28 protein-coding genes are annotated in these 23789 nt (G+C 69.7%); 18 read left to right on the top strand and 10 right to left on the bottom strand.

Going from position 1 to position 23789, the window contains the following annotated elements:
* Positions 1-3: 3 nt before the first annotated feature.
* The 7 genes from ABIB15_RS05895 to ABIB15_RS05925 are packed head-to-tail and all read left to right on the top strand — an operon-like array spanning position 4 to position 5945.
* Entirely contained in the window at positions 4-741 is a 738-nt protein-coding gene (locus tag ABIB15_RS05895; protein ID WP_354476068.1) for a PspA/IM30 family protein, read from the top strand.
* A 6-nt stretch (positions 742-747) separates the two neighbouring features.
* Positions 748-1761, top strand: a complete 1014-nt coding sequence (locus tag ABIB15_RS05900; protein ID WP_354476069.1) for a DUF418 domain-containing protein — start codon at positions 748-750, stop codon at positions 1759-1761.
* A 58-nt stretch (positions 1762-1819) separates the two neighbouring features.
* Positions 1820-2470 carry an NADPH-dependent F420 reductase gene (locus ABIB15_RS05905; protein WP_354476070.1) on the top strand — a complete coding sequence of 217 codons (651 nt, stop codon included), beginning with the start codon at positions 1820-1822 and terminating at the stop codon, positions 2468-2470.
* Positions 2471-2518: 48 nt separating this feature from the next.
* Entirely contained in the window at positions 2519-3343 is an 825-nt protein-coding gene (locus ABIB15_RS05910; protein ID WP_354476071.1) for an arginase family protein, read from the top strand.
* A 19-nt stretch (positions 3344-3362) separates the two neighbouring features.
* A complete protein-coding gene (locus tag ABIB15_RS05915) occupies positions 3363-4160 on the top strand; it encodes a crotonase/enoyl-CoA hydratase family protein (protein ID WP_354476072.1) in 798 nt (265 codons plus the stop codon).
* Between the two features lie 4 nt (positions 4161-4164).
* Positions 4165-4521, top strand: coding sequence for a ribonuclease E inhibitor RraB (locus tag ABIB15_RS05920; RefSeq protein WP_354476073.1), 357 nt, complete (start codon positions 4165-4167; stop codon positions 4519-4521).
* On the top strand, positions 4518-5945 hold the full coding sequence (locus tag ABIB15_RS05925; protein ID WP_354476074.1) for a dihydrolipoyl dehydrogenase family protein: 1428 nt from the start codon (positions 4518-4520) through the stop codon (positions 5943-5945). Before ABIB15_RS05920 ends, ABIB15_RS05925 begins: the two co-directional genes overlap by 4 nt.
* Positions 5946-6053: 108 nt before the next feature.
* Here ABIB15_RS05925 and ABIB15_RS05930 read toward each other — a convergent pair whose 3' ends face one another.
* Positions 6054-7283, bottom strand: a complete 1230-nt coding sequence (locus ABIB15_RS05930; protein ID WP_354476075.1) for a glycosyltransferase — start codon at positions 7281-7283, stop codon at positions 6054-6056.
* Between the two features lie 60 nt (positions 7284-7343).
* Between ABIB15_RS05930 and ABIB15_RS05935 the strand changes: the two genes are divergently transcribed.
* The 4 genes from ABIB15_RS05935 (at position 7344) to ABIB15_RS05950 (ending at position 10469) form a co-directional block, all read left to right on the top strand.
* Positions 7344-7778: a Fe-S oxidoreductase gene (locus ABIB15_RS05935; RefSeq protein WP_354476076.1), complete on the top strand. Its 435-nt coding sequence runs from the start codon at positions 7344-7346 to the stop codon at positions 7776-7778.
* The gene (locus tag ABIB15_RS05940) at positions 7775-8629 is read left to right on the top strand and encodes an SDR family NAD(P)-dependent oxidoreductase (RefSeq protein WP_354476077.1); all 855 of its coding nucleotides are present in this window, start codon (positions 7775-7777) and stop codon (positions 8627-8629) included. Before ABIB15_RS05935 ends, ABIB15_RS05940 begins: the two co-directional genes overlap by 4 nt.
* A gap of 84 nt (positions 8630-8713) precedes the next feature.
* A complete protein-coding gene (locus ABIB15_RS05945) occupies positions 8714-9787 on the top strand; it encodes an LLM class flavin-dependent oxidoreductase (protein ID WP_354476078.1) in 1074 nt (357 codons plus the stop codon).
* A gap of 79 nt (positions 9788-9866) precedes the next feature.
* The gene (locus tag ABIB15_RS05950; RefSeq protein ID WP_354476079.1) at positions 9867-10469 is read left to right on the top strand and encodes a hypothetical protein; all 603 of its coding nucleotides are present in this window, start codon (positions 9867-9869) and stop codon (positions 10467-10469) included.
* A 1-nt stretch (position 10470) separates the two neighbouring features.
* Here the strand turns inward: ABIB15_RS05950 and ABIB15_RS05955 are convergent, their stop codons facing one another.
* On the bottom strand, positions 10471-10623 hold the full coding sequence (locus ABIB15_RS05955; protein ID WP_354476080.1) for a hypothetical protein: 153 nt from the start codon (positions 10621-10623) through the stop codon (positions 10471-10473).
* 206 nt (positions 10624-10829) lie between these two features.
* On the opposite strand from ABIB15_RS05955, the gene ABIB15_RS05960 reads away from it, so the two are divergent.
* Positions 10830-11117: a hypothetical protein gene (locus ABIB15_RS05960; RefSeq protein ID WP_354476081.1), complete on the top strand. Its 288-nt coding sequence runs from the start codon at positions 10830-10832 to the stop codon at positions 11115-11117.
* 64 nt (positions 11118-11181) lie between these two features.
* Positions 11182-11808, top strand: coding sequence for a hypothetical protein (locus ABIB15_RS05965; RefSeq protein WP_354476082.1), 627 nt, complete (start codon positions 11182-11184; stop codon positions 11806-11808).
* A 44-nt stretch (positions 11809-11852) separates the two neighbouring features.
* Here ABIB15_RS05965 and ABIB15_RS05970 read toward each other — a convergent pair whose 3' ends face one another.
* Entirely contained in the window at positions 11853-13268 is a 1416-nt protein-coding gene (locus tag ABIB15_RS05970) for an amidase (RefSeq protein ID WP_354476083.1), read from the bottom strand.
* Positions 13269-13367: 99 nt separating this feature from the next.
* Between ABIB15_RS05970 and ABIB15_RS05975 the strand changes: the two genes are divergently transcribed.
* Positions 13368-13988 (top strand): hypothetical protein, encoded by a 621-nt coding sequence (locus ABIB15_RS05975; protein WP_354476084.1) that lies wholly within the window; start codon positions 13368-13370, stop codon positions 13986-13988.
* A gap of 12 nt (positions 13989-14000) precedes the next feature.
* On the opposite strand, the gene ABIB15_RS05980 is transcribed toward ABIB15_RS05975, so the two are convergent.
* The 7 genes from ABIB15_RS05980 to ABIB15_RS06010 all read right to left on the bottom strand — a co-directional run bounded on the left by ABIB15_RS05980 (position 14001) and on the right by ABIB15_RS06010 (position 19093).
* Positions 14001-14366 (bottom strand): hypothetical protein, encoded by a 366-nt coding sequence (locus tag ABIB15_RS05980; protein WP_354476085.1) that lies wholly within the window; start codon positions 14364-14366, stop codon positions 14001-14003.
* Positions 14367-14369: 3 nt separating this feature from the next.
* The gene (locus ABIB15_RS05985) at positions 14370-14948 is read right to left on the bottom strand and encodes a GNAT family N-acetyltransferase (protein WP_354476086.1); all 579 of its coding nucleotides are present in this window, start codon (positions 14946-14948) and stop codon (positions 14370-14372) included.
* A 423-nt stretch (positions 14949-15371) separates the two neighbouring features.
* Positions 15372-16196, bottom strand: a complete 825-nt coding sequence (locus ABIB15_RS05990) for an ABC transporter permease (RefSeq protein ID WP_354476087.1) — start codon at positions 16194-16196, stop codon at positions 15372-15374.
* Complete coding sequence (locus tag ABIB15_RS05995; protein WP_354476088.1) at positions 16193-17089, bottom strand: ABC transporter ATP-binding protein; 897 nt, start codon at positions 17087-17089, stop codon at positions 16193-16195. Before ABIB15_RS05995 ends, ABIB15_RS05990 begins: the two co-directional genes overlap by 4 nt.
* An 8-nt stretch (positions 17090-17097) precedes the next feature.
* Complete coding sequence (locus ABIB15_RS06000; RefSeq protein WP_354476089.1) at positions 17098-17781, bottom strand: uracil-DNA glycosylase; 684 nt, start codon at positions 17779-17781, stop codon at positions 17098-17100.
* 10 nt (positions 17782-17791) lie between these two features.
* On the bottom strand, positions 17792-18268 hold the full coding sequence (locus ABIB15_RS06005; protein ID WP_354476090.1) for a phosphoribosyltransferase: 477 nt from the start codon (positions 18266-18268) through the stop codon (positions 17792-17794).
* 24 nt (positions 18269-18292) lie between these two features.
* On the bottom strand, positions 18293-19093 hold the full coding sequence (locus ABIB15_RS06010) for an SDR family oxidoreductase (RefSeq protein ID WP_354476091.1): 801 nt from the start codon (positions 19091-19093) through the stop codon (positions 18293-18295).
* Positions 19094-19159: 66 nt separating this feature from the next.
* On the opposite strand from ABIB15_RS06010, the gene ABIB15_RS06015 reads away from it, so the two are divergent.
* The 4 genes from ABIB15_RS06015 (at position 19160) to ABIB15_RS06030 (ending at position 23779) form a co-directional block, all read left to right on the top strand.
* Positions 19160-20320, top strand: coding sequence for an acyltransferase family protein (locus ABIB15_RS06015; RefSeq protein ID WP_354476092.1), 1161 nt, complete (start codon positions 19160-19162; stop codon positions 20318-20320).
* Between the two features lie 91 nt (positions 20321-20411).
* The gene (locus ABIB15_RS06020) at positions 20412-21734 is read left to right on the top strand and encodes a bifunctional o-acetylhomoserine/o-acetylserine sulfhydrylase (protein WP_354476093.1); all 1323 of its coding nucleotides are present in this window, start codon (positions 20412-20414) and stop codon (positions 21732-21734) included.
* Between the two features lie 69 nt (positions 21735-21803).
* Entirely contained in the window at positions 21804-23009 is a 1206-nt protein-coding gene (gene metX / locus ABIB15_RS06025) for a homoserine O-acetyltransferase MetX (protein WP_354476094.1), read from the top strand.
* Positions 23010-23110: 101 nt separating this feature from the next.
* The gene (locus tag ABIB15_RS06030; RefSeq protein WP_354476095.1) at positions 23111-23779 is read left to right on the top strand and encodes a response regulator; all 669 of its coding nucleotides are present in this window, start codon (positions 23111-23113) and stop codon (positions 23777-23779) included.
* The last annotated feature ends 10 nt before the right edge of the window (positions 23780-23789 follow it).

Genomic DNA, 23789 nt, shown 5'->3' on the forward strand with positions numbered 1-23789 from the left:
ACAATGGTCAAGCAGTCAATCTTCGGACGCATCGCGCAACTCGCCAAGGCGAACATCAACGCCATCCTCGACCAGGCGGAAGACCCGGGCATGATGCTCGACCAGATGGTGCGCGACTACACCAACAGCATCGCCGAGGCCGAGAGCGCCATCGCGCAGACGATCGGCAACCTGCGCCTTCTCGAGCAGGACTACGCCGAAGACGTGCGTAACGCCGCCGACTGGGGCAACAAGGCCCTCGCCGCGAGCCGCAAGGCCGACGAACTGCGGGCAGGGGGAAACACCGCCGACGCCGACAAGTTCGACAACCTCGCGAAGGTCGCGCTCGGCCGGCAGCTGTCCGCCGAGCGTGAGGCACGCACCGAAGGGCCGAACATCCAGTCGCAGACCGCCGTGGTCGACCAGCTCAAGTCCGGTCTCGACGCCATGCGGGGCAAGCTCGCCCAGCTCTCCTCCAAGCGCGACGAGCTCATCGCGCGCTCGAAGACGGTCGACGCGCAGCGCCAGGTGCAGGATGCTGTCAAGTCGATCGACCTGCTTGACCCGACGAGCGAGCTCAGCCGGTTCGAAGACAAGATCCGCCGCGAGGAGGCGAAGGTGCTCGGCCAGCAGGAGCTCGCCGCCTCAAGCCTCGACGCGCAGTTCGAGGCGCTCGAGGCATCCGACGAGCAGATCGAACTCGACGCTCGACTCGCCGCGCTCAAGGCAGGCAGCCCGGCACCGCGCTCGATCACGGAGTAGGCCATCGTGACCGGAGCCCCGCGCATCGTCGGTGTCGACGTTGCGCGGGGCCTCGCGATTCTCGGTATGTTCGTCGCGCACGCGGTTCCCCGCGCAGCCGACACGGAGTTGCTTGTCGACGGGCGATCCTCAATCCTCTTCGCGACCCTCGCGGGGGTCTCCCTCGGCATCATGACCGGGGCAGAGCGGCCGATCGACCGGGACCGGCGCATCGACCGCTCCCTGAGTATCGTGCTGAGGGCGCTCATCCTGTTCCTGCTCGGGCTCGTGCTCCTCACCCTCGACAGCGGCATCGCGATCATCCTCGACTACTACGGGATCATGTTCCTCCTGCTGGTGCCGCTGCTGTTCCTGCCCCGATGGTCGCTCGCCGCGCTGGGGCTCGTGATCGCCTTCGTCGCCCCCCGGCTCGCGATTGCCGCGGAGGCGGCGGATGCCGGACCCGTCGCGGCCGTGCTCGCCGACTACCTGCTGACCGGCTACTATCCCGCGCTGGTCTGGCTGCCGTACCTGATCGCCGGGCTCATCGCTGCCCGGTCGGACCTGCGCAACCCGAGAACGCAGGGCGCGATGGTCGCCGGCGGCACCGTTCTCGCGGTGCTCGGCTACGGGGCGGCCCTGGTACTGCCCGGCGTGACCGCCGAGGCCCACTCGGACTCCACGGCGGAGGTGTTCGGGTCAGGAGGCGTCGCGGTCGCGGTGATCGGGATGCTGCTGTGGTTGACGGCCGGCGATCGCACGATCGCCCGGGGGGCGCGAACAATGCTCTGGCCGATCGCGGCAGCCGGATCGATGGCCCTCACCCTGTACACGATGCAGATCGTCACCCTCGCGGTGTTCACCGTGCTGAGCGACGACAGCGGTGGGGGGATCGCCTACCCGGGCTGGCCGCTGTTGATCGGCTTGATCGTCGGCTCGCTGTTCTTCGCGAGCGCCTGGCGCACCATATATGGGGTCGGCCCACTGGAGCGGCTCATGACGCGGCTCTCGCAGCCGCGCCGGTCTCGCGTTCCCGCATGATCGTCCCAGGATCAGTGCACGTGGGGAAGAAACCGAGCCCGCCAACGTTGCACTCCCCATGACAACTCTCGGCATTATCGGTGCAGGCAACATTGGCAGCCAACTGGCCCGCAAGGCGGTACAGAACGGCTTCGACGTCGTGATCAGCAACTCCCGCGGCCCGCACACGCTCGCCGAGCTCATCACGGAGCTCGGCCCGCAGGCGACGGCAGGAACGACCCTCGAGACCGCCGAGGCTGGCGATATCGTCGTCGTGACGATCCCGCTGCGCAACATCGGCCAGATACCCACGGCTCCGCTCGCGGGCAAGGTCGTGATCGACACCAACAACTACTACCCCCAGCGCGACGGCAACATTGAACTTCTCGACACGGAATCGGCGACCGTCTCCGGGCTGCTCCAGGGCCACCTTGCCGACAGCCTCGTGGTGAAGGGCTTCAACCATATCCCGGCGCCGGAGATCAGCACCGATGGAACAGCGCCCGGCTCACCCGGACGGCGCGCCCTCGCGATCGCGGGCGACGACGACCAGGCGAAGGCATTTCTCGTCGACCTGTACGATCGCTTCGGGTTTGACGCCGTCGACGTCGGCACGCTCGACGACAGCTGGAGAATCGAGCGGGATCAGCCTGGGTACGGCCCACGTCAGAACGCCGACCAACTCCGTGCGGCGGTCGCTGGCGCGGTTCGCGACAAGAACAGCCGCTAACCAAAAAAGTGGGGCGGCGACGGGCCTGGTGCGTGGCACACTTGCACTGTGACCGCCTCTTTCGTCGTAGTCCCCCAATGGCAAGGATCGGGTTCGTCGCGCGCGATGCGCCTGATCGACGGTGCGACCGCGATCGGCGGCGACTTGCCCTCGTCGTGGACGACGACCGTGGAGGTGCCCGCCGGCGCCGGCTCAAGCCACGACAGCGGCGTCGACCGGCTGAGTTCGATCGAGCGGGTGCGCGACGGGATGCGGGTGGCGCTCGGCACCTCGACCGGCCCCACGATCACGATCGGTGGGGACTGCGGCGTCGAACTCGCCGCGATCGAGCACGCGAACATCCCGGGAGACGTCGCGGTCGTGTGGCTCGACGCGCACCCTGACCTCAACACCCCGGCCTCCTCCCCGTCCCGTGCCTTCCACGGCATGGTGCTGCGCACCCTGCTGGGCGACGGACCAGCGCAGCTGGTGCCCGCCTCGCCACTCCTGGCGTCCCGGGTCGTGCTCGCCGGAACCCGGGCCCTCGACGATTCCGAGAGCGACTTCATCGACGCATCCGGAATCACGATGCTCGGGCCGAACGAGATCACCCCGGAGAACCTCGTGGAAGCCCTCCTCGCCACCGCGGCGACCTCCGTGTACCTGCACATCGACCTCGACGTTCTCGACCCGTCGGAGTTCACGAGCCTCGGCTATCCGGAACCCTTCGGCCTGACCCTCGCGCAGTTGCTCGACCTCATCACCGCCGCCCGCCGGGCTCTCCCGCTGGCCGGAGCCGGAATCACCGAGTTCGCCCCATCCACGGCCTCCGCGACGAGCGATGAGCTTCCCGTGATTCTGCGAGTCATCGGCGCACTCACCAAGAAGCTCTGAGTCGCCGTAGGCTTTGGCCATGGACTCGTCCACCAACTCCCCCCGCGTCACCGTCGAGCGCGACGGCCACGTGCTGCTCATCGGCCTCAACCGGCCGGAAAAGCGCAATGCCGCCGACTTCCGGATGATCACCGAGCTCGCGGCCGCCTACGGCGAACTCGAGAGCGATCCCGAGCTTCGCGCCGGGTTCGTGTTCGCGCACGGGGAGCACTTCACGGCGGGCCTCGACCTCGCCGACATCGGCCCCCGGATCGGCCCCGACGGGCTCGACCTCGTACCAGGCGGCGGCATCAACCCGTGGCAGGTCGGCGGCACCCACCTCTCCAAACCCGTCGTGATGGCGGTGCAGGGCACCTGCCTGACCCTCGGCATCGAACTGATCCTCGCCAGCGACATCACCGTTGCCGCCGATTCGACGACGTTCGGCCAGATCGAGGTGTCGCGCGGCATCCTCCCGTTCGGCGGCGCGACGATCCGCCTGCCCCGCGCCGTTGGCTGGGGCAACGCGATGCGCTGGATCCTCACCGGCGACCAGTTCGACGCCGCCGAGGCACACCGCATCGGCCTCGTGCAGGAAGTTGTGCCGCATGGCAGCCAGTACGCGCGCGGCCTCGAGCTGGCCCGGCGAGTCGCTTCGCAGGCACCGCTCGCCGTGCAGGCGGCACTCGCCAGCGCCCGGCTCGCGGTGCGCGAGGGCGACGCGGCGGCCGAGGCTGGCCTGCAGCCCGCACTCGTTGAGCTCGCGACGAGCGAAGACTCGCGCATCGGCATGGAAGCATTCCTGAGTCGCCGGCCCGCCGAATTCGTGGGCAGGTAGCCCGATGGCACGCGACCTCGAGGCACAGCGGGCGATGAACTCCGAGCAGCTCGCCCAGCGGGTCAAGATGGGCGACCATCTCGACATCGCCCGGGAGATTGAGCATTTCGCGCTGTTCACCGGCCGCAAGGAGGCGGATACGGCGCGGGCGCAGCTCACTGCCGAGGGGTTCGCGACGACCCTCAAGCGCCGCGGCTGGTCGAAGTTCGAGCTTCGCGCCACGCAGAGCGCCACGATCGAGGCCAACGAGGTCGACGACATGGTCTGCCGGGTGTTCAAGGTCGTCGAGCGCAACCACGGCAGCTATGACGGGTGGGGCGGACCTCTCGCATACCCCCCGGCCTCGGGAGGAACCTCGTGACCCGCACCAACTGGGACGTCATCGTCATCGGAGCCGGGGCGGCGGGCGAGAACGCCGCCGACCGCGCCGCGCAGGGTGGGCTCAGCACAGTAATCATCGAGAGCGAACTCGTCGGCGGGGAGTGCTCGTACTGGGCCTGCATGCCCTCGAAGGCCCTGATCCGCAGTGGGCTCGCTCTTCGCGCGGCGACGAGCGTCGGCGGGGCGCGGGAGGCCGTCACCGGCGGACTCGATGTGGCCGCGGTGTTCGCTCGCCGCGACACGTTCACGAGCAACTGGAAAGACGACGGCCAGGTGAGCTGGCTCGAGTCGGCGGGAATCGACCTGCTCCGGGGTCGCGGCAGGCTCTCCGGCGAGAAGTCCGTTCGGGTGACAGCTGCCGACGGAACCATCCTCGAGATCACCGCGAATCACGCGGTCGTTGTGAGCACCGGATCCGCCGCCCTCCTGCCCAACGTGCCCGGCCTCGTCGAGGCCCGGCCGTGGACGAGCCGGGAGGCGACGAGCGCAAAATCCGCACCGGAGTCCCTCCTGATCATCGGCGGCGGCGTCGTGGGCACCGAGATGGCCACGGCCTATGCGAGTTTCGGCACGAGAGTGACCCTCGTGACGCGGAGCGGCCTGCTCGGCGCACTCGAGCCGTTCGCCGGGGAACTCGTCGCCACCGGCCTCGCGGCGCTCGGCGTGACGATTCTCTCGGGGGTGTCTCCCACGCGGGCCCGCCGCTCCAGCGACGACGACGTCGTTCTCGAACTTGACGACGGCAGCGAGGTCTCCGCGAGCGAACTGCTCGTCGCCACCGGCCGCACTCCCGTCACCGCCGACATCGGCCTGGACTCCATCGGCCTCACCCCCGGCGAGTGGATCGAGGTCGACGACACCATGCGTGCCCCGGGCTTCGACTGGCTGTACGCCGTCGGCGACGTCACCCATCGCGCCCTGCTCACCCATCAGGGCAAGTACCAGGCCAGGGCCGCCGGCGACGTCATCGCCGCTCGCGCGACCGGCGCCCCGGTGCGCGACGAGGCGTGGGGCGCCCACGTCGCCACGGCGGATCACGCTGCCGTGCCGCAGGTCACCTTCTCCGACCCTGAGGTCGCCTCCGTCGGACTCACGGCCGCGGCAGCCGAGAACGCCGGGCACCGCATCCGCGTCGTCGACTACGAGCTCGGCCACATCGCCGGCGCGAGCCTGCACGCCGACCACTACCGTGGACGCGCCCGCATCGTCGTCGACGAGTCGCGGCGCGTGCTGCTCGGCGTCACGTTCGTCGGGCCGGATGTCGCCGAGCTGCTTCACGCCGCCACCATTGCGGTCGTCGGCGAGGTGCCGATCGACCGCCTCTGGCACGCGGTCCCGGCCTACCCGACGATGGGCGAGATCTGGCTCCGGCTGCTCGAGGCGTACGGCCGGCCCAGCGCCTGACGGGCCGGCGGCCCGACTCGCCGCCGCGCGGACTCCGCCCGCCACCGGCACGACCCGCCTGCCAGACCGCGCTGCGACCCCGGGCACTGCGCCGAGTAGGCGCCGGAATTAGCCGAGGCTTGCGTAGACGCCGAGCATTGCCGTGGCGGTAGCCGCCCACGTATACCCCTCGGCATGGTGCCGTGCAGACACCGACATGCGGTCGCCTGCGCGCCGCTCGTCGAGCAGTGCCGTGACAGCCTCGGCCCACGCGCGCGGGTCCCGCGTGTCGATGAGCAGGCCCGACTCGCCCTCCGCAACGGATTCGACGAGCCCGGTGTTGCGGGAACCGACGATCGGTGTGCCACTCGCGGCCGACTCGAGGGCGACCAGCCCGAACGTCTCGCTGTACGAGGGCAGAATGGTGACGGATGCCGCGGCGAACAGGTCGGCGAGCCGTTCCCGCGAGAGTACCCCCGCAAACCTCACGTCGTCACCGACTCCGAGCTGCACGCTCAGCTCCCGCAGCGACGCGAGGTAGCCGGCGTCGCCCGGGGTGGACTCCCCCGCGATGACGAGAACGGGGGCCCAGCCGCGCAGCGCGTGCAGTTCGGCAAGGGCGCGGATGGCGAGTGCCTGATCCTTGAGCGGCTGCACGCGACCGGCAACAGCGATGATCGGCCGTCCGCTGCCGATGCCGAGTTCGCGCCGCACCGACTCGCTCGCGGCCGGCGCCCTGTCGGCGCGGAACAGTCCGAGGTCGACGCCGGGGGGAACCACCCACACCCGCTCCGGCGGGGCTCCCACTTCGTCGATCAGCGCGCTGGCCTCCGAGGCCGACCCGGCCAGGAGGGCGTTCGCCTGGGTGGCGAGAAACATCTCACTGCGCAGCCGCGCTTCCGACTCGGGCTCCTGGCCCGGCGCAACGGTGCGGTTCTTCATCGCCGCGACCGTGTGGAAGCTCTGCACGAACGGGACGCCGAGCTCGATCGCCACCGGCAGGGTGGCTAGTCCGCTCAGCCAATAGTGCGCGTGGATCAGGTCGTAGCCGCCGCCGGCGCGGCCGAGTTGCGCGACCGACTCTCCGAACTCATCAGCGACGACCGAGAGTGCGGCCTTGTCGATCGGCCCCTGGCCGCCCGCGCGCAGCTCGTGCAGTTGCACGCCGTCCGAGATCTCGCGCACGACCGGCTCGCCCTCCGCCCGGGTGAGGAGGTGCACCTCCACCCCGCGGGCGGCGAACTCCGCGGCGACCGAGAGCAGGAGCACGTTCATCCCGCCCGAGTCGCGGGTCCCGGCATCCGCGATGGGCGAGGTGTGCATCGAGACCATCGCGACGCGCGCTCCGGTGCTCCTCATTCCCCCACTGTATTGCCGGGCGCGCGGATCACGCTGAGCGGATCGTGCTACGAATGGGGCATGACGCGCGCGAGCAGGCCCACCGTCCTCCAACGCGTCGCACTGTCTGTCGTCGCCGCGGCATCCGCTCGGCCGGTGATCGTCCGCCTGGCGCGGAACCGCCGCGTCGCGCGTGCCGGTTATCTCGCGGCGACCGCAATCGGACTCGTGTGGGGTGGCGTCCTGAGCGTGGGCCGCCTCGAGGAGAGCGGCGGCGTGATCGTCGCTCGCGGATGCCCGCGCTGGGCGTTCGGCCGTGGCGGCACTACGATCGGCGGCGTCTTCCTCACCCGCGACACCGTCTCCTCTGCCGTTCTCCAGCACGAGGCGGTGCACCGCGACCAGTGGCGCCGCTACGGGCTCGCCCTGGTTCCGCTCTACCTCGCCGCCGGGCCAATCGCTTCCGACAACCGCTTCGAAGTAGAGGCGGGACTTGAGAGGGGTGGCTATCGGTGACGAGCATCGATCGTTCGATGACGGGCACGACCGTCGTGATCACGGGCGCAAGCTCCGGCATCGGCAGGCAGGCGGCGATCGAGCTTGCCGGGCGGGGCGCCCGGGTCGCCGTGGTCGGGCGCCACCGCGCACGGGCGGAGGCGGTCGCGGACGAGGTCGGCGGGGTCGCGTTCATCGCGGACTTCGACCGGCTCGACGACGTGCGCACCCTTGCCGATGACCTGCTGTTCGCGTGCGACCGCATCGACGTGCTCGCGAACAACGCCGGAGGCCTCGTTCCGACCCGCGCGCTCACCGTCGATGGACACGAGCGCACCTTCCAGTCGAACCACCTCGCACCGTTCCTGCTTACGCAGCTGCTGCTGCCGAGGCTCATTGAGTCGGGCGCCCGCGTGATTTCCACTGCGAGCGTCGCGAACCGCTGGGCGCGGCTACGGCTCGACGACCTCGACTGGGCCGCGCGGCCGTGGCTCGGCGGCTGGGGGGCGTACGGCACGAGCAAGCTCGAGACCATCCTGTTCACGGAGGAGCTCGCGCGGCGCACCGCCGGCACCGGCGTCAGCGCCTACTCGTTCCATCCCGGCTTCGTCGCCACGAGCTTCGGACACGGATCCCCCGTGATGGCGCTCATCGCCCTCGCGAGCGGTGGACGGTACGGAATCTCGGTCGAAGCCGGAGCCGTGCCGCTGATCGAGCTCGCGTCCACGCCCGACCCCGGATTCCCCAGCGGCACCTACTTCGACACCCTCACCGGCAACGGCCGCAGGCACCGGCTCTCGGGCGACGCCGACCTGGCCGCTGCACTCTGGCAGCGCAGCGCCGAGCTCGTCGGCTCCGTGACGGCCAGCTGAGCGAGGCACCGGTCGCCCTGCGACCGTGGCGGGTAGTGGGCGGGTATCGGGAATTATCACCACCCCCGCTTTGTATACTTAAGTATGGAATTCGGAATCTACAGCTTCGGCGACATCGACCTCGACCCCGCCACGAGCCAGGGCGTCGGAGCCGAGCAGCAGCTCGCCAACACGATCGAACGCGTCAAACTCGCCGATCGCGCGGACCTGGACTACTTCGGGCTCGGCGAGCACCACCGCCCCGACTACGCGATCTCGGCGCCCGCGACCGTGCTCGCGGCCGCGGCCGCCGTCACCGAGCGCATCCGCATCGGCAGCGCCGTCACGGTGCTCAGCACCGAGGACCCCGTGCGGGTCTTCCAGCAGTTCGCGACGATCGACCTGCTCTCCCACGGCCGCGCCGAGCTCGTCGCCGGACGCGGATCCTTCATTGAGTCCTTCCCCCTGTTCGGCGCGAACCTCGCCGACTACGACGCCCTCTACGCCGAGAAGCTCGAGCTGCTCCTCGCCCTCAATGAGAGCGAGCGAATCACCTGGCAGGGCCAGTTCCGGCCGGCGCTCGACGACGCGCTCATCCTCCCCCGCCCCGTGGGCACGCCCGGGAACCCCGGAAAGCTCGATATCTGGATCGCGACCGGCGGCAACCCCCAGTCCTCGGCCCGCGCCGGAATGCTCGGACTGCCCGTGAGCTACGCGATCATCGGCGGCTACCCCGAGCGCTTTGCTCCGCTCTTCGACCTCTACCGCCGGGCGGCAACGCAGTCCGGCCACGACGCCTCCACTCTCAAGACGGCGATCGCCGGACCAGGGTTCATCGGCACGGGGTCGAAGGCAGCGAAGGACGCCTTCTTCCCCTACTGGGCCACCTCGATGACCCGAATCTCGAAGGAGCGCGGCTTCCCCACCCCGACCCGGGAGGGCTACGACGAGATGACGGGCCCGCGCGGCGCGATCTTCGGTGGAAGCCCGAACGAGGTCGCCGACAAGATCATCGCCACCCACGGCCACCTCGGCAACGACCGGGTCGGACTGCAGATGGACTGGTCCGGAGTTCCCCAGCCGCTCATGATGAAGTCCATCGAGCTGTTCGCGACCGAGGTGGCCCCGCAGGTCAACAAGGAACTCGGCGCGCGGAAGCACCCCGTACCAATCGGGTAGGCCGCGAGGTACTCTCGACGCGGAGGGGACGGGGCCCGCCCTCCCCTTCGCGGGAGCGAATGCCATGAGAGTTCACCACGTGACCGTCGCCGTAGCGGCATTCCTGCTGCTGGCCGGATGCGCCGCGGAGCCGGATGGGGGCGCGCCGAGCGCATCCCCGTCGCCCCGCCCGAGCGCGACGTCCAGCGTGACCCCCTCACCAGACCCCTCCCCGAGCACCACTCCCACGCCGACCTCCGAGCCCGAACCCGCGCCCCCGGCCAGGACGACATCGACCTGCCAGTCGCTGCTCGACGGCGAGACCTCACAGCGGTTCGCCGACAGTGCCGCGGACGGCTGGGCGCTCATCCCCGACTTCGGCCAGCGGATGATCGACCAGGCCAACCCGATCGGGCTGTTCGTGCAGTACAACGGGGTTGCCTGCCAATGGGGATACCCGTCGTCGGGCGACGCATTCTCCTACGGCCACTCCGCGATCTCCATCGCCGACGCGCAGGCAGTGAAGTCCCGGCTCACCGCCGATGGATACTCCTCGCGGTCTGCGCTCGGCGGCGAGCTGTACTGCCTGCCGCCGGAGCAGTCGGTGATGGGTGAGCAGAGCTGCTTCCTCTTCGTCGGCGGCGAGTGGTTCTACTCGAACGTCGAGAGCGAGCTCGAGATGATCGTCGCGCAGGCGGGCTGAGTCACCACTGCGGCGGATGTCGGCGGTGCCAGCCCAGCCTCGTGAACGGTGTGTACTGCACCTGCTGGGCGAAGTTGCGCTCGGGATCCTCGCTGTCGTACCAGCCGACCGGGCGGGGCGTGAGGGCGAGCGCCGGCGTGAGCACGGCATCCACCCCGGCGAACTGGCGGATGATCGACCGCTCGCACGCCGCGAGCTGCGCGAGCGACTCGGCGAGCTGCCGCGCGGACAGCTCCCGGCCGCGCTCGACGAGCCAGCGGGTGAGCGGCTCGAGCAGCTCGAGCTCGGCCCCCTCGGCCGGGATCCCGGAGGCGCTCGAAGGCGGCGAAGGACGCCTTCTTCCCGTACTGGGCCACCTCGATGACCCGAATCTCGAAGGAGCGGGGCTTCCCCACCCCGACCCGGGAGGGCTACGACGAGATGACGGGCCCGCGCGGCGCGATCTTCGGCGGTAGCCCGAACGAGGTCGCCGACAAGATCATCGCCACCCACGGCCACCTCGGCAACGACCGGGTCGGGCTGCAGATGGACTGGTCCGGGGTTCCCCAGCACCTCATGATGGAGTCGAGCGAACTGTTCGCGACCGAGGTCGCGCCGCAGGTGAACAAGGAACTCGGCGAGCTGACGCGAGGCGTCCCCGTCGGCTGAAATGAGCGGTACTCTCGACACGGAGGGGGACGGCGCCCGCCCTTCCGCGCGTGAGGGGAACGCCATGAGAGTGCATCACCTGAGTGTGGCTGTGCTGGCCTGTGTGCTGCTCGCCGGATGCGCCGCGGAGCCGGATGCCGGCGGGCCGAGCGCGTCGCCGTCCCCACGGCCGAGCGCAAGCGCCTCGCCATCACCAGAACCCACGGGCAGCGCCGCCCCGGCGCCGTCCGCCGAGCCCGGCCCCACGCCCACGCCGCCGCCGGCCACGACGACCTCGACCTGCCGGTCACTTCTCGACGCCGAGACCACCCAGCGCTTTGCGGACAGCGCGGCGGACGGCTGGGCGTTCATTCCCGACTTCGGCCAGCGGATGATCGACGAGGGAAATCCGATCGGGCTCTTCGTCCAATACGGCGGGGTCGCCTGCCAGTGGGGGTTTCCGTCGTCGAGCACCGCGTTCACCTATGGCCACTCGGCGATCTCCGGCGCCGACGCGCAGGCGGTGAAGTCCCGCCTGACCGCCGACGGGTACTCCGCTCGGTCCGCGCTCGGCGGCGAGCTCTACTGCCAGCCTCCGGAGCTGACGGACATTGTCTGGCCGGGCTGCTTCCTCTTCGTCGGCACCGAGTGGTTCCACTCGAGCGTCGAGAGCGAGCTCGAGATGATCGTCAGCCAGGCCCGCGCCGGCTGAGTGGTCATCTCGCCGGGCGGTGACTCGTCTCAGTCAGCGCCGGGTCACCACTGCGGCGGATGTCGGCGGTGCCAGCCCAGCCGGCGCTCGAGCTGCGCCCCGACCGACAGCAGCACATGCTCGCCGCCCGGACGGCCGATGAGCTGGACCCCCATCGGGATGCCCCCAGCGACCTCGTAGACGGGAAGCGTGATCGCGGGCAGCCCGGTGACGTTCGCGAAGCTCGTGAACGGTGTGTACTGCACCTGCTGGGCGAAGTTGCGCTCGGGATCCTCGCTGTCGTACCAGCCGACCGGGCGGGGCGTGAGGGCGAGCGCCGGCGTGAGCACGGCATCCACCCCGGCGAACTGGCGGATGACCGACCGCTCGTACGCCGCGAGCTGCGCGAGCGACTCGGCGAGCTGCCGCGCGGACAGCTCCCGGCCGCGCTCGACGAGCCAGCGGGTGAGCGGCTCGAGCAGCTCGAGCTCGGCCCCCTCGGCCGGGATCCCGGAGGCGCCGGCCTGCCAGACGGTGCGGAAGGCGGGCGAGTAGGTGGGGTCTGGCTCGAGTGCGAGCTCGTCGATGCCGTGCCCGATCGAGGCGAGTTCGCGCACCGCGAGGGCGAGCGCGGCGGATGCTTCTGCCGACACGGTGATGTCGTAGGCGTCGTCCCACGGCGAGGTCGTCATGACGGCGAGCTGGAATCGCCCCTCGCCCCGCACCGCGGCGTTGAGGAGCCCCCCGCCGTCCCAGCGCGGGGCGCGCAGGGTGAACGGGTAGTCGCCGCCCGCGATCATGGCGTCGAGCAGCATGGCGGCGTCGGCGACGGTGCGGGCGAGCGGGCCCGGCACGACGAGCCCGGCGAGCTTGTCGATGCCGGTGCCGCTCGGCACGAGGCCGCGGGAGGGCTTGAGCCCGACGAGTCCGGTGGCCGCCGCGGGGATCCGAACCGAACCGCCGCCGTCGGTTCCCGGCGCGAACGGCAGCAGTCCCGCCGCGACGGCGACGGCCGCGCCGCCGCTGGACCCTCCAGCGCCGAGGCTCGTGTCCCAGGGATTGCGCGCTGGCGGCGCGACCCGGCTCTCTGTGTAGGAGGGAAGCCCGAACTCGGGCGCGTTGGTCTTGCCGAGGCTCACCGCACCGGCGGAGTCGAGGGCGAGGGTGAGCTCGTCGGAGGCATCCGGCACGAAGTCCGCCATGAGCGCCGAGCCGTACTTCGTGGGCACCCCGGCCCGCGGGTTGAGGTCCTTGTCGCCGAACGGGAGGCCCCACAGCGGCGCGGACTTCGGCACGGACGCCTCCACGTGCGCCGCGCGCTCGAGGGCGGCATCCGAGGTCACGGTCACGAACGCGCCAAGGCCGGCGTCGAGCCGCTCGATGCGTTCGAGGTAATGCCAGGCGAGCTCGGTCGGGGTGATCTCGCCACGCTGGAGCCAGTCCCACTGCTCCTGGGCGGTGAGGTGGTGGAGTTCAAACACCTCCCGAGCCTAGGCGTTTGGGGGCCGCGCCGGGTGTGATGACCCGTGCACCTCGATCGGGTGTTAGATTCGCGGCACACAGCCAGAAGAACGGATGCCATGACCCGCTCTGCCCGCCGCCTCGCCTCCCGCGCCGCCCTCGTCACCGTGCTTGCCGCTGCACTCGCCGGCTGTTCCCCCGCCGGCGGCGGTGACCCGGAGGCGACGACCGAGCCGGAACCCACGGCATCCGCGTCCCCGACTCCTGCCGCGGCGCCCGCCATTTTCACACTGCCGGACGACTGTGTCGAGCTCATCGGCCCCGACCTCGACGCGGAGTTCGCCGCGAACGGCGTCACCCTGTTCAGCGACTCCAACGGCAACGGCATCTACGAGCAGGAGGGATCGGTCGGCCAGGACGGCGGCGAGCCGTTCTACTGCGTCTACGGCCAGGACGGGGTCGACCTGAGCTCGTTCGAGTTCGCGGCCCAAGCACTGACCAACGATGCCCACGAGGGCGTGCTCGCCGAACTCGGCACCCGCGGCCTGGACGAGAGCGCCGACGGCGACCGGGTCGTCTTCAGCCAGGAGGGCGATGAGGGCACGCTTCCCGCAATCGTGCACATCGTGCTTCCGGACGGCTGGGTCACCGTGAACAGCACCTTCGGCGGACCAGACCGGTTCGCCGAGGTGAACGACTGGGCGGAGACCGCGGTCGAGCAGCTCTACCCGGCACCGTAGCTTCTCCGGCACCTACTCCAGCTCGGCGCGAAGGCTCTTCACGAGGTCGTGGAAGGCGAGCGGCGCCGTCTGGATGACCCGGCGGCCAGTCGCGAGCGCGGCCTTCTCACCGCGCTGCGCCACGTTCAGGACCACGTGCTCGAGATGGGAGCCGTATTCATCCGGTACAACCCGGTACTCGGCGCGGTACCACCAGCCGCCCTGGGTGACGATGAAGAAGGCGTCGGGATCGGCGAGGTAGGCACTCGCAGCGCCCGCGCCGGGGTTCAGCCGCCCGTCGAGCGCAGTGAAGACGGCCTTCGGCCTGGCCTTGATGTGGGCGGTGAAGGTGTGCAGCACGGTGTGCTTCGGGGGCCGCAACCGGGGAGCTTGGGGCATCCGCTACTTCAGGCTCTTCTGCATGAGGATCGTGCCGAGCCAGCGGTTGAACTTGAAGCCCACCTTGCCCATGTGGCCGATCTGCTTGAAGCCGAAATTCTCGTGCAGGCGGATGGATGCGTCGGCTCCGCGGTCGGCGATGACCGCGACGATCTCCTTGAGCCCGGCGGCCTTCGACCGGGCGATCAGCTCGCCCATCAGCGCCTTGCCGAGGCCCTTGCCTGTCGCGGCGGGCCCGAGGTAGATCGAGTTCTCAACCGTGAACCGGTAGGCGGCCTTCGTCTTCCAGGGGAACACGTAGGCGTAGCCGAGCACGTGTCCGTTGGGACTCACCGCCACAATGAACGGCAGTCCGAGCTTGCCGAGCTGCGCGAACTTGGCGCGGAGCTGCGCGAGGGTCATCGGCTTCTCGTCGAAGGTGACGGTCGAGTTGGCCACGTAGTGGTTGTAGATCTCGCGGATGTCGGGCAGGTCGGCGGCGGTGACCGCGCGGATCTCGTACTCGAAGGGCACCTGGAGGGGCGGCAGATTGCGCTGGGCGCCGACGGGACGGTGGGTGGCCTGGTACTCCTCTTCGAGCATCAGAACGCGCGTGTCTCGTGTCGGAGCATGCGGGAAATCCTAGTCCAGCGACCTGTGCCGCGGCACCCGCGCCCCGTGCCGCGATCGAGCCTGTCGTCACAGTCGGAACTGCCCGCCCCGGCATCCGCGAGCAGCCCGCGAGCGCCGGGTTGTCAGGGCTGAAGGCGGGCATATCTGGGCGACGCGCGACGGATTCCGACTTTGGCGACAAGGTGATCCCTGGGAGGCGGCCTCACCGACCGGACCGCGACCACACCCCCGCGTGCGATACCCCGTCACGGGGCGCGTGCCAAATGAAGGTAGTTTTGCCTGCGACGGCCAGCCGATCGCATCCGAACCCTGCCAGAACGCGGGACTTACCTTCATTTGGCACCGGAACGGCAGGGGAACGGCAGGGGAACGGCAGGGGCGCGGCGCCGCGGATCAGGTCACGTCCCGCTTCCAGGCGCCGAAGTACCCGGCGAGCGCGGTGATCGCGGCGATGGCGAACAGCACGAGGCCACCCTGCCACCATTCGAGCGACACGGTCTCGACCTGGCCGGTGCCCAGGGAGGTGAAGATGCTCGCTCCGACGAGTGCGTCGCTCGCCGCTCCCGGCAGGAACTGGCCGATTTGCGCCGTCCATTCCCAGATCGTCGCGCCGAACCGCAGGATCGGCTCGACGAACTGGGTGAAGGCGAGCACGATTACGATTGCGGCGACCTGGTTGGGCACGAGCACGCCGAGGCCGACGCCGACGACGGCCCAGAGCGACATCGCGAGCACGACGCGGGCCGCGAGCATCCAGGTCCCCGAATCGCCCAGCGCCGTCGGCACGCCCGTCGCGGCGAGAATCGGGGCGCCGAGGCCGATGGATGCGACGAGGGAGACAACCCCGTAGATGGCGCCGGCGATGGCGAGCACCACGACCTTCGCGAGCAGGACCATTCCGCGGCGCGGTGTCGCGAGGAACGTGGGGGTGAGGGTCTGGTGGCGGAACTCCGATGTGGTCGCGAGGGCGCCGAGGAGCACGGGGAACACGTAGCCCACCGCCGACGCGGTGCTGTAGACGACGGGAGGCAGCGTCGCCTCGGGAAGCTGCGGTGAGCCGGGCGTCGCCGACAGCTGCTCCCCCAACGCCCCGAACAGGCCCGCGAGGAGGCCGGCGGTGAACGCGACGTAGCCGAAGAGTACGAGCAGCAGGATCCACCACAGCCGTGTGCTGATGAGCTTGAGCGATTCGGCGGCGGTGACCCTCGCGAACCTCATGAGCGGTCCCCCTCGCCGACGAGTTCGAGGAAGACATCCTCGAGCCCCTCCTGCGTCGCCGTCAGCTTGCTGAGGGCCACCCCGGCGGCGAGCGCGATCGCGCCCACCTCGGCGGCCGTCACCCCGCTCACGACCAGCCCGTCCGCGCCCTGCTCGAACTGGGAGCCGGCACCGCTCAGCGCCACCGCGAGTCGCGCGCGGTCCGGCGCGTCAGCCACGACCGCCGTGCCCGCCTCGAGGTCGCCGAGCGTGCCGGAGTAGACGAGCCGGCCGCGGGAGATGATGACGACCTCGTCGACGGTCTGCTGCACCTCGGTGAGCAGGTGGGAGGAGACGAGCACGGTGCGCCCCTCCGCGGCGAGCGACCGGAGCAGGCCGCGCATCCAGCGGATGCCCTCCGGGTCGAGGCCGTTGACCGGTTCGTCGAGGACGAGCACACCGGGGTCGCCGAGCAGCGCGAAGGCGAGGCCGAGCCGCTGCCGCATGCCGAGCGAGTAGCCGCCGACCCGGCGATCGCCGTACTCGGTGAGTCCCACCTGGTCGAGCACGGCGCCGACACGTGACCGCTCGATACCGGCGGCGAGCGCGTACACGGCCAGGTGGTTCGCCGCCGTGCGACCGGGGTGGAAGCTCGCCGCTTCGAGCGCCGTGCCGACGCTTGCGAGCGGGTGTGCCAGGTCTCGGTAGGCCGTACCGGCGAAGGTCGCGGTTCCGGAGCTCGCGGCGACGAGGCCGAGCAGCACCCGCAGGGTCGTGGTCTTGCCCGCTCCGTTGGGCCCGAGGAACCCGGTCACCTGCCCCGGCTGCACCGTGAAGCTGAGGTCGGAGACGGCCGCGACGGCGCCGAACGCCTTCGTCAGCGAACGAATCTCGATAGGAACTCCAGTTGGCATGGGACCACTCAAGCAGAGTTGATCGGCAGCGACCAGTCCATCGGGGTCGCGCCGAGCCCGGCGAGCATCTCGTTGGCGCGGCTGAACGGCCGGGATCCGAAGAATCCGCGCCGGGCCGACAGCGGGCTCGGGTGGGCCGACTCAATAACCCTGGTGGCGCCGAGGGCCGGGCGCACGGAGGCGGCCTGCCGCCCCCAGAGGATCGCGACGAGCGGTGCATCCCTCGCCACGAGCATCCGGATGGCGTGCTCGGTCACGGCCTCCCAGCCCCTCCCGCGGTGCGAGTCGGACTGGCCGGGAGCCACGGTGAGTACCCGGTTGAGCAGCAGCACCCCGCGCCCGGACCACGCGCCCAGGTCGCCGTGCTCCGGCGTGCGTACCCCGAGGTCCTCACGCAGTTCACGATAGATGTTCACGAGGCTGCGCGGCAGCGGGCGCACGTGCGCGTCGACGGCGAAGCTCAGGCCGATCGGATGCCCGGGCGTCGGGTACGGGTCCTGCCCGACGATCAGCACGCGCACGTCGGCGAACGGGTCGGTGAAGGCGCGCAGCACCTTTCCCGGCTCGGGCAGGAACCCACGGACGGCGCTCTCGGCCTCGAGAAACTCCTCGAGCGCGGCGATCTGCGGCCCGACCGGGGCGAGGGCCGCGGCCCAGCCGGGGTCGAGTCCGCCGGTCGGCGTGAGCCTCATCCGGCGGGCCTCATGCCATGACGGGGTCGAGCACGCTCCACGGGAAGTCGATCCAACGGTCCGTCGACTTCCAGGCGAAGTCGGGTTCGAGGATCGTTCCCGGTTTGGTGTACAGGCAGACCGAGCGCACTTCGGCCCCCGTGCGTTCGAGCAGCGTCACGACCATCGACAGGGTGCGACCAGAGTCGGACACGTCGTCAACGACGAGAACGCGCTTGTCGGCGAGGGACTCCTGGTCGAGGTGCGGGGCGAGCATGATCGGCTCGGGCAGGCGCGCGTCGACCCCGGTGTAGAACTCCACGTTGAGCGCGCCGCAGCTCTTGACCTTCATCGCGTACGCCATCGCGCCCGCCAGCAGCAGCCCGCCACGGGCGATCGCCACCACGACATCCGGAACGAATCCTGACCGGACGACGTCGGTCGAGAGTTCCCGGGCCGCCGATCCGAACTCGACCCATCCAAGCGTCTCCCTGATTTCGCCAGTCATGGCACCACGTTAGCGGTGCGGGGGCTAGCCCTGCGTCTGCTGGCTCTGCGGCCGACGGGGAGTGAGCGCGCCGCGCACGACCTTGTGTGGGGCGGCCTGGGCGACCGGCTTGATCGTCACGAGATCGAGATTGATGTGCGAGGGCAGCTCGACGGCGTGCACGATCGCCGCCGCGATGTCCTCGGCCGACAGCGGGTTCGGCACGTTGTCGTAGACGGCATCCGCCCTCGCCTGATCACCCGCAAACCGTACGAGACTGAACTCGTCGGTCTTCACCATGCCCGGGGCGATCTCGATCACGCGAATGGGTTCACCCGCGAGTTCAAGGCGCAGCACGCCCATGAGCGCGTGCGCGGCGAACTTCGACGCGTTGTACCCGCCGCCGCCCTCATAGGGAACGTGACCGGCGATCGAGGTGATGGTCAGGATGTCAGCTACCCCGGCATCCGCTGCCCCCTCGCGCAACAACGGAAGCAGCGCGCTGGTGACCCGCTTCACCGCGACGACGTTGACGTCGAGCATCCGCAGCCAGTCGTCCGCGTCGCTGTCTTCGACCGACGCCATCCCGAACGCGCCGCCGGCATTGTTGACCAGGGCATGCACAGGCCCGCCCGCGGCCAGATGCGCGCGCAACGCCTCCACGTCGTCTGCCCGCGTCACGTCGCCGACGAATATCTCCGCGCCGGTCTCGGCCGCGACCTGCTCGAGCCGATCGGCCCGCCGGGCGACACCCACGACAGCCCAGCCGTGCGCGCGGAACAGCCGCACCGTCGCCGCACCGATCCCGGAGCTCGCCCCGGTCACCACCACTCGCCGTGTAGCCACGAATCCTCCTCTGCCGATGCCTCCACCGTACTGTGCCCAAAGCACGTGACTTAGGCTGTCAGCGATATGACGAAGACGGAAACGGCCCACCACAGCGACCCGTCCGGGCTCTCGCGCCCGAAGGCACCGCGGCGGCGGGTGCCGGTCTGGGACAACGCACGCTTCGCCTGCGTCACGCTCGTCGTGATCGGGCACGGGATCCAGCGACTCACCACCGACTCCGACAACGCGCTCGCCCTCTACCTGTTCATCTACGCGTTCCACATGCCCGCGTTCGCCATCATCAGCGGGTACTTTTCCAAGACCGGCCCGCCGACGATGGGCGGCCTGAAGAAGGTCATCACCGACATCCTGCTGCCGTACTTCATCATGGAGTCGATCTGGACTCTCGTGAAGTTCCTCGTCGAGGGCTACGCGGAGTTCAACCCGTCCCAACCGTCGTGGACGCTCTGGTTCCTTCTTGCGCTGGGCATCTTCCGGGTGATCCTTCCCTACCTGTCGCTGGTGCGCTGGCCGCTGTTCTGGGCCCTGCTGTTCTCGTTCGGGGTCGGCTACCTGGCCAACGTCGACAGCACATTCTCGCTGTCGCGGGCGATCGGCATCCTGCCCTTCTTCGTTCTCGGCTGGAAACTGCGGGAGTGGGGCCTCATCGACCGCTGGAACGTCGTCACGACGACGACGTGGTGGATCCGCGGCGTCGCAATCGCCGTGTTCGCCGCCTGGCTCGCCGTCATCGTCGCGTTCATCGACGTCTGGCGCAGCATGGACCTGAGATTCTGGTTCTTCTACGACGACTCCTACACGGGGCTCGGCGAGGACCAGTGGTGGGCCGGGCTGTTCCGGCTCGCGCTCATCGTGCTCGCGGTCATCTTGAGCGGCGCGTTCTTCGTGCTGATTCCCCGCTCGGAGACCTGGTTCACGGGCTTCGGCCAGTCGACGATGTACATCTACCTGCTGCACAGCTTCGTTCTCTACCCGATTCGCGAGACCGGGGTGCTGCGCGGCGACCACTCCTCGGCCATGTGGCTCCTTGGCATGGTCTTCGCCGGCATCGCGATCTCGATCGTGCTCGCAAGCCCCTTCATCCGCTGGCTCTTCCGCCCGATCATCGAGCCCAAGCCGCGCTGGCTGTTCCTGGACCGGGATCCCGGGGTGCAACCGCGGCCACGGCGGAAGCCGCGCCGCCCATCCCGGGTGGACCCGACCGGCTCCCGCCGCGACCGCTGAGCCGCCAACATTACGGTGCATGTCACCGACGATTGACGCGAGCCCGGCGGCCTTCCTAGGCTGATCCGATCACCCGACGAAGGAGACACCCGTGAGCGACACCAGCGCCTGGAAATTCGAAACGAAGCAGATCCACGCGGGCGCGGCGCCCGACCCGGTGACGAACGCGCGGGCCACCCCGATCTACCAGACGACGTCCTATGTCTTCAACGACGCCGAGCACGCGAAGAACCTGTTCGCCCTTGCCGAATTCGGCAACATCTACACGCGCATCCAGAACCCCACCCAGGCAGTCGTCGAGGAGCGCGTCGCCGCGCTCGAGGGTGGCACCGCCGCGCTGCTGCTCGCCTCCGGCCAGTCCGCGACGACATTCGCCGTACTCAACATCGCCCAGGCGGGCGATCACATCGTCTCGTCGTCGTCGATCTACGGCGGCACCTACAACCTCTTCAAGTACACCCTCGCGAAGCTCGGCATCGAGACGACCTTCGTCGAGAACCAGGACGACCCCGCCGAGTGGGAGCGCGCGGTGCGACCGAACACGAAGCTCTTCTTCGCCGAGACCATCGGCAACCCGCGCATCAACATCCTCGACATCGCCACGGTCGCCGCCGTCGCGCACGGGGCCGGTGTCCCTCTCATCGTCGACAACACGATCGCGACGCCGTACCTCATCCGCCCCTTCGAGCACGGGGCCGACATCGTCGTGCACTCCGCCACGAAGTTCCTCGGCGGCCACGGCACCGTGATCGGCGGCATCATCGTCGACGGCGGCAAGTTCGAGTGGAGCAAGAATGTCGAGAAGTTCCCCGGGCTCACCGAGCCCGACCCGAGCTACCACGGCGCCAGCTACACGACCGTGCTCGGCGACGGCATCGCGTACATCATCAAGGCTCGCGTGCAGCTGCTGCGCGACCTCGGCGCCTCCATCGCGCCCGCGAGCGCCTGGCAGCTCATCCAGGGCATCGAGACCCTGAGCCTGCGCATCGAGCGCCACGTGCAGAACGCCCAAGCGGTCGCCGAGTGGCTCGACAGCCACGACGACGTCGCCACCGTCTACTACGCCGGGCTCCCGTCCAGCCCCTGGTACGCCGCCGCGAACACCTACGCGCCGCTCGGCGTCGGTGCTGTGCTGTCGTTCGAGCTCAAGGGCGGGGTGGATGCCGGGCGTGCGCTCGTCAACAACGCCGGCCTGTTCAGCCACCTCGCCAACATCGGCGACGTGCGCAGCCTCATCATCCACCCGGCGTCCACGACCCACTCCCAGCTCACGCCCGAACAGCAGCTCACCTCGGGGGTCACCCCCGGCCTGGTGCGGCTCTCGATCGGGCTGGAGAACATCGACGACATCCTCGCCGACCTCTCCGCCGGCCTCGAGGCCGCTCGCTCCGCCGCCGCGTCCAACGCGGCCTGATCGCCCGAACGCGGGCGGAAGCGTAACAAACAGCTTCCGCCCCGCGCGGTCGGTGATACTGGAGTGGACATGGACTGGCAGACACCCGAAGACACCGTGCCCTCGTTCTTCGTCACCGAGGCGAACACCCGATCCATGATCGGCGGACCGCCCGCGACCGGCGCCTGGCGCGAGGGCGACAATCCCGGCGACCGCCTGTTCGTAGGAATCGGCGCGATGGTGCTCGAGGCGGGCGGGCACCTTCCCTCCGTGCGCGTCGCCTATGAGACGTGGGGCACACTCAACGCGGACCGTTCCAATGCGGTGCTCGTGCCGCACGCCCTGACGGGCGACAGCCACGTGATCGGGGCACCGGGACGCGGCCACCCCACTGCGGGCTGGTGGGGCGACCTGGTCGGACCGGGCAAGGCGGTCGACACCGACCGGTGGTTCGTGGTCGCGCCGAACATGCTGGGAGGATGCCAGGGCACTACCGGGCCCGCCTCGCTCGCCCCTGACGGACGGGAATGGGGGGCACGGTTCCCGTTCCTCACGATCCGTGACCAGGTACAGGCGCAGGCGGCGTTCTCGGATGCGATCGGCATCGATGTGTGGGCCGCGATCATCGGCGGCTCGATGGGTGGAATGCACGCCCTCGAGTGGGCCATCGAGTATCCCGCCCGCGTCGCCCGGGTGGCCGTGCTCGCCGCTCCCGCCCTCAGTAGCGCCGACCAGATCGCGCTCAACTCCGTGCAGCTCGAGGCGATCCGCATGGATCCGGCATTCGCGGCGGGCGACTACTACGACGCCGCCGACGGTGACGGGCCGTATCGTGGCCTCGCCCTCGCCCGACGGATGGCGCTGCTCAACTACCGCTCCCCGGGCGAGCTCAACGACCGGTTCGAGCGAAGCTGGCAGAGCAGCCTCAATCCGCTGGGCGGTGACGGCAAGTTCGCCGTCGAGAGCTACCTCGACTTCCACGGCAACAAGTTCACCCGCCGGTTCGACGCCAACAGCTACCTGACTCTCGTGAGCGCAATGAGCGCGCACGACGTCGGTCGCGACCGGGGCGGGGTGGACGCCGCCCTCGACCGGGTGACCGCGACGAGTCTCGTGCTCGGGATCGACAGCGACCGGCTGTTCCCCGTCGCCGACCAGCACGCCATCGCCCGTCGGCTTCAATCCGGGATCTCCGGCCGCGACCCGGTGGTCATCGACTCGCCCTTCGGACACGACGGATTCCTCATCGAGAGCGCCCTCGTTGCGCCGTGGGTCGAGCGGCTCCTCGCGACCTGATCGGGCCCGGTAAGCGAGTTCCTTTCACTGTCGTTATGCTGGGTTTCTCTCGGCACCGTAGTTGGGGTCACGCCGGGACGATAGCCCGGAGGTGACACCGCGTGGTCGAACGCACACCGCGCTCACGCCAGCCGTTCACCCGCGTCGCCATCGTCGACGACCACCGGATGGTCCTCGACGGGGTGATGGCGCACGTGAAGGCCCGCCGGGTCGACATCGAGATCGTCATCCACGAGACGACCTGGCTCGGCCTGCTCGCCCACGCGGACTTCCCGGTCGACGTCGTCGTGCTCGACCTCAACCTCAGCGACGGCATCCCGATCGGCGCGAAGATCCGCACCCTCACGGCCGCCGGCGTTTCCACCGTCGTGATCAGCCGGCATGCGGATGCGGGCTCAATCAGTAGTTCGCTCACAGCCGGCGCGCTCGCGTTCGTACCCAAGACCGATTCCGCCGACGAGCTCATCACCGCCGTGCGCGCCGTCGCGGCCGGGCGCCGCTACCTGAGCCCGCTCACGTCGGCGGCTCTCGACGGCCAGCGACTCAACCGCGATCCCGGGCTCGGCCAGCAGGAGAAACGGGCGATCGTGCTCTACGCGACCGGCCGATCGATCAAGGAGGTCGCAGAGCACATGGGGACGACCGAAGAGACCGTGAAGTCGTACATCAAGAGGGCTCGCCGCAAGTACCTGCAGATCGGTGTCGACGTGGGCACCAAAATTCTCCTCCGACGGCGTGGCATTCACGAAGGTTGGCTCACTCCCGAGTAGCTCTGCCCTA

Origin of the sequence: Marisediminicola sp. UYEF4, from assembly GCF_040546025.1 — a bacterium.
In the GTDB taxonomy this organism is placed as follows: Bacteria; Actinomycetota; Actinomycetes; order Actinomycetales; family Microbacteriaceae; genus Marisediminicola.

Excerpts from the sequence above, each read along its gene's own strand:
- ABIB15_RS05945 (WP_354476078.1), top strand. The coding sequence starts at position 8,714 with ATGGAATTCGGAATCTACAGCTTCGGCGACATCGACCTCGACCCCGCC.
- ABIB15_RS06005 (WP_354476090.1), bottom strand. The coding sequence starts at position 18,268 with ATGACTGGCGAAATCAGGGAGACGCTTGGATGGGTCGAGTTCGGATCG.
- ABIB15_RS05995 (WP_354476088.1), bottom strand. The coding sequence starts at position 17,089 with ATGCCAACTGGAGTTCCTATCGAGATTCGTTCGCTGACGAAGGCGTTC.
- ABIB15_RS05990 (WP_354476087.1), bottom strand. The coding sequence starts at position 16,196 with ATGAGGTTCGCGAGGGTCACCGCCGCCGAATCGCTCAAGCTCATCAGC.
- ABIB15_RS05930 (WP_354476075.1), bottom strand. The coding sequence starts at position 7,283 with ATGAGGAGCACCGGAGCGCGCGTCGCGATGGTCTCGATGCACACCTCG.
- ABIB15_RS05935 (WP_354476076.1), top strand. The coding sequence starts at position 7,344 with ATGACGCGCGCGAGCAGGCCCACCGTCCTCCAACGCGTCGCACTGTCT.
- ABIB15_RS05960 (WP_354476081.1), top strand. The coding sequence starts at position 10,830 with ATGACCCGAATCTCGAAGGAGCGGGGCTTCCCCACCCCGACCCGGGAG.
- ABIB15_RS05915 (WP_354476072.1), top strand. The coding sequence starts at position 3,363 with ATGGACTCGTCCACCAACTCCCCCCGCGTCACCGTCGAGCGCGACGGC.
- ABIB15_RS06000 (WP_354476089.1), bottom strand. The coding sequence starts at position 17,781 with ATGAGGCTCACGCCGACCGGCGGACTCGACCCCGGCTGGGCCGCGGCC.
- ABIB15_RS05965 (WP_354476082.1), top strand. The coding sequence starts at position 11,182 with ATGAGAGTGCATCACCTGAGTGTGGCTGTGCTGGCCTGTGTGCTGCTC.
- ABIB15_RS06015 (WP_354476092.1), top strand. The coding sequence starts at position 19,160 with ATGACGAAGACGGAAACGGCCCACCACAGCGACCCGTCCGGGCTCTCG.
- ABIB15_RS05985 (WP_354476086.1), bottom strand. The coding sequence starts at position 14,948 with ATGCTCGAAGAGGAGTACCAGGCCACCCACCGTCCCGTCGGCGCCCAG.
- ABIB15_RS05920 (WP_354476073.1), top strand. The coding sequence starts at position 4,165 with ATGGCACGCGACCTCGAGGCACAGCGGGCGATGAACTCCGAGCAGCTC.
- ABIB15_RS05895 (WP_354476068.1), top strand. The coding sequence starts at position 4 with ATGGTCAAGCAGTCAATCTTCGGACGCATCGCGCAACTCGCCAAGGCG.
- metX (WP_354476094.1), top strand. The coding sequence starts at position 21,804 with ATGGACTGGCAGACACCCGAAGACACCGTGCCCTCGTTCTTCGTCACC.
- ABIB15_RS05975 (WP_354476084.1), top strand. The coding sequence starts at position 13,368 with ATGACCCGCTCTGCCCGCCGCCTCGCCTCCCGCGCCGCCCTCGTCACC.
- ABIB15_RS05905 (WP_354476070.1), top strand. The coding sequence starts at position 1,820 with ATGACAACTCTCGGCATTATCGGTGCAGGCAACATTGGCAGCCAACTG.
- ABIB15_RS05980 (WP_354476085.1), bottom strand. The coding sequence starts at position 14,366 with ATGCCCCAAGCTCCCCGGTTGCGGCCCCCGAAGCACACCGTGCTGCAC.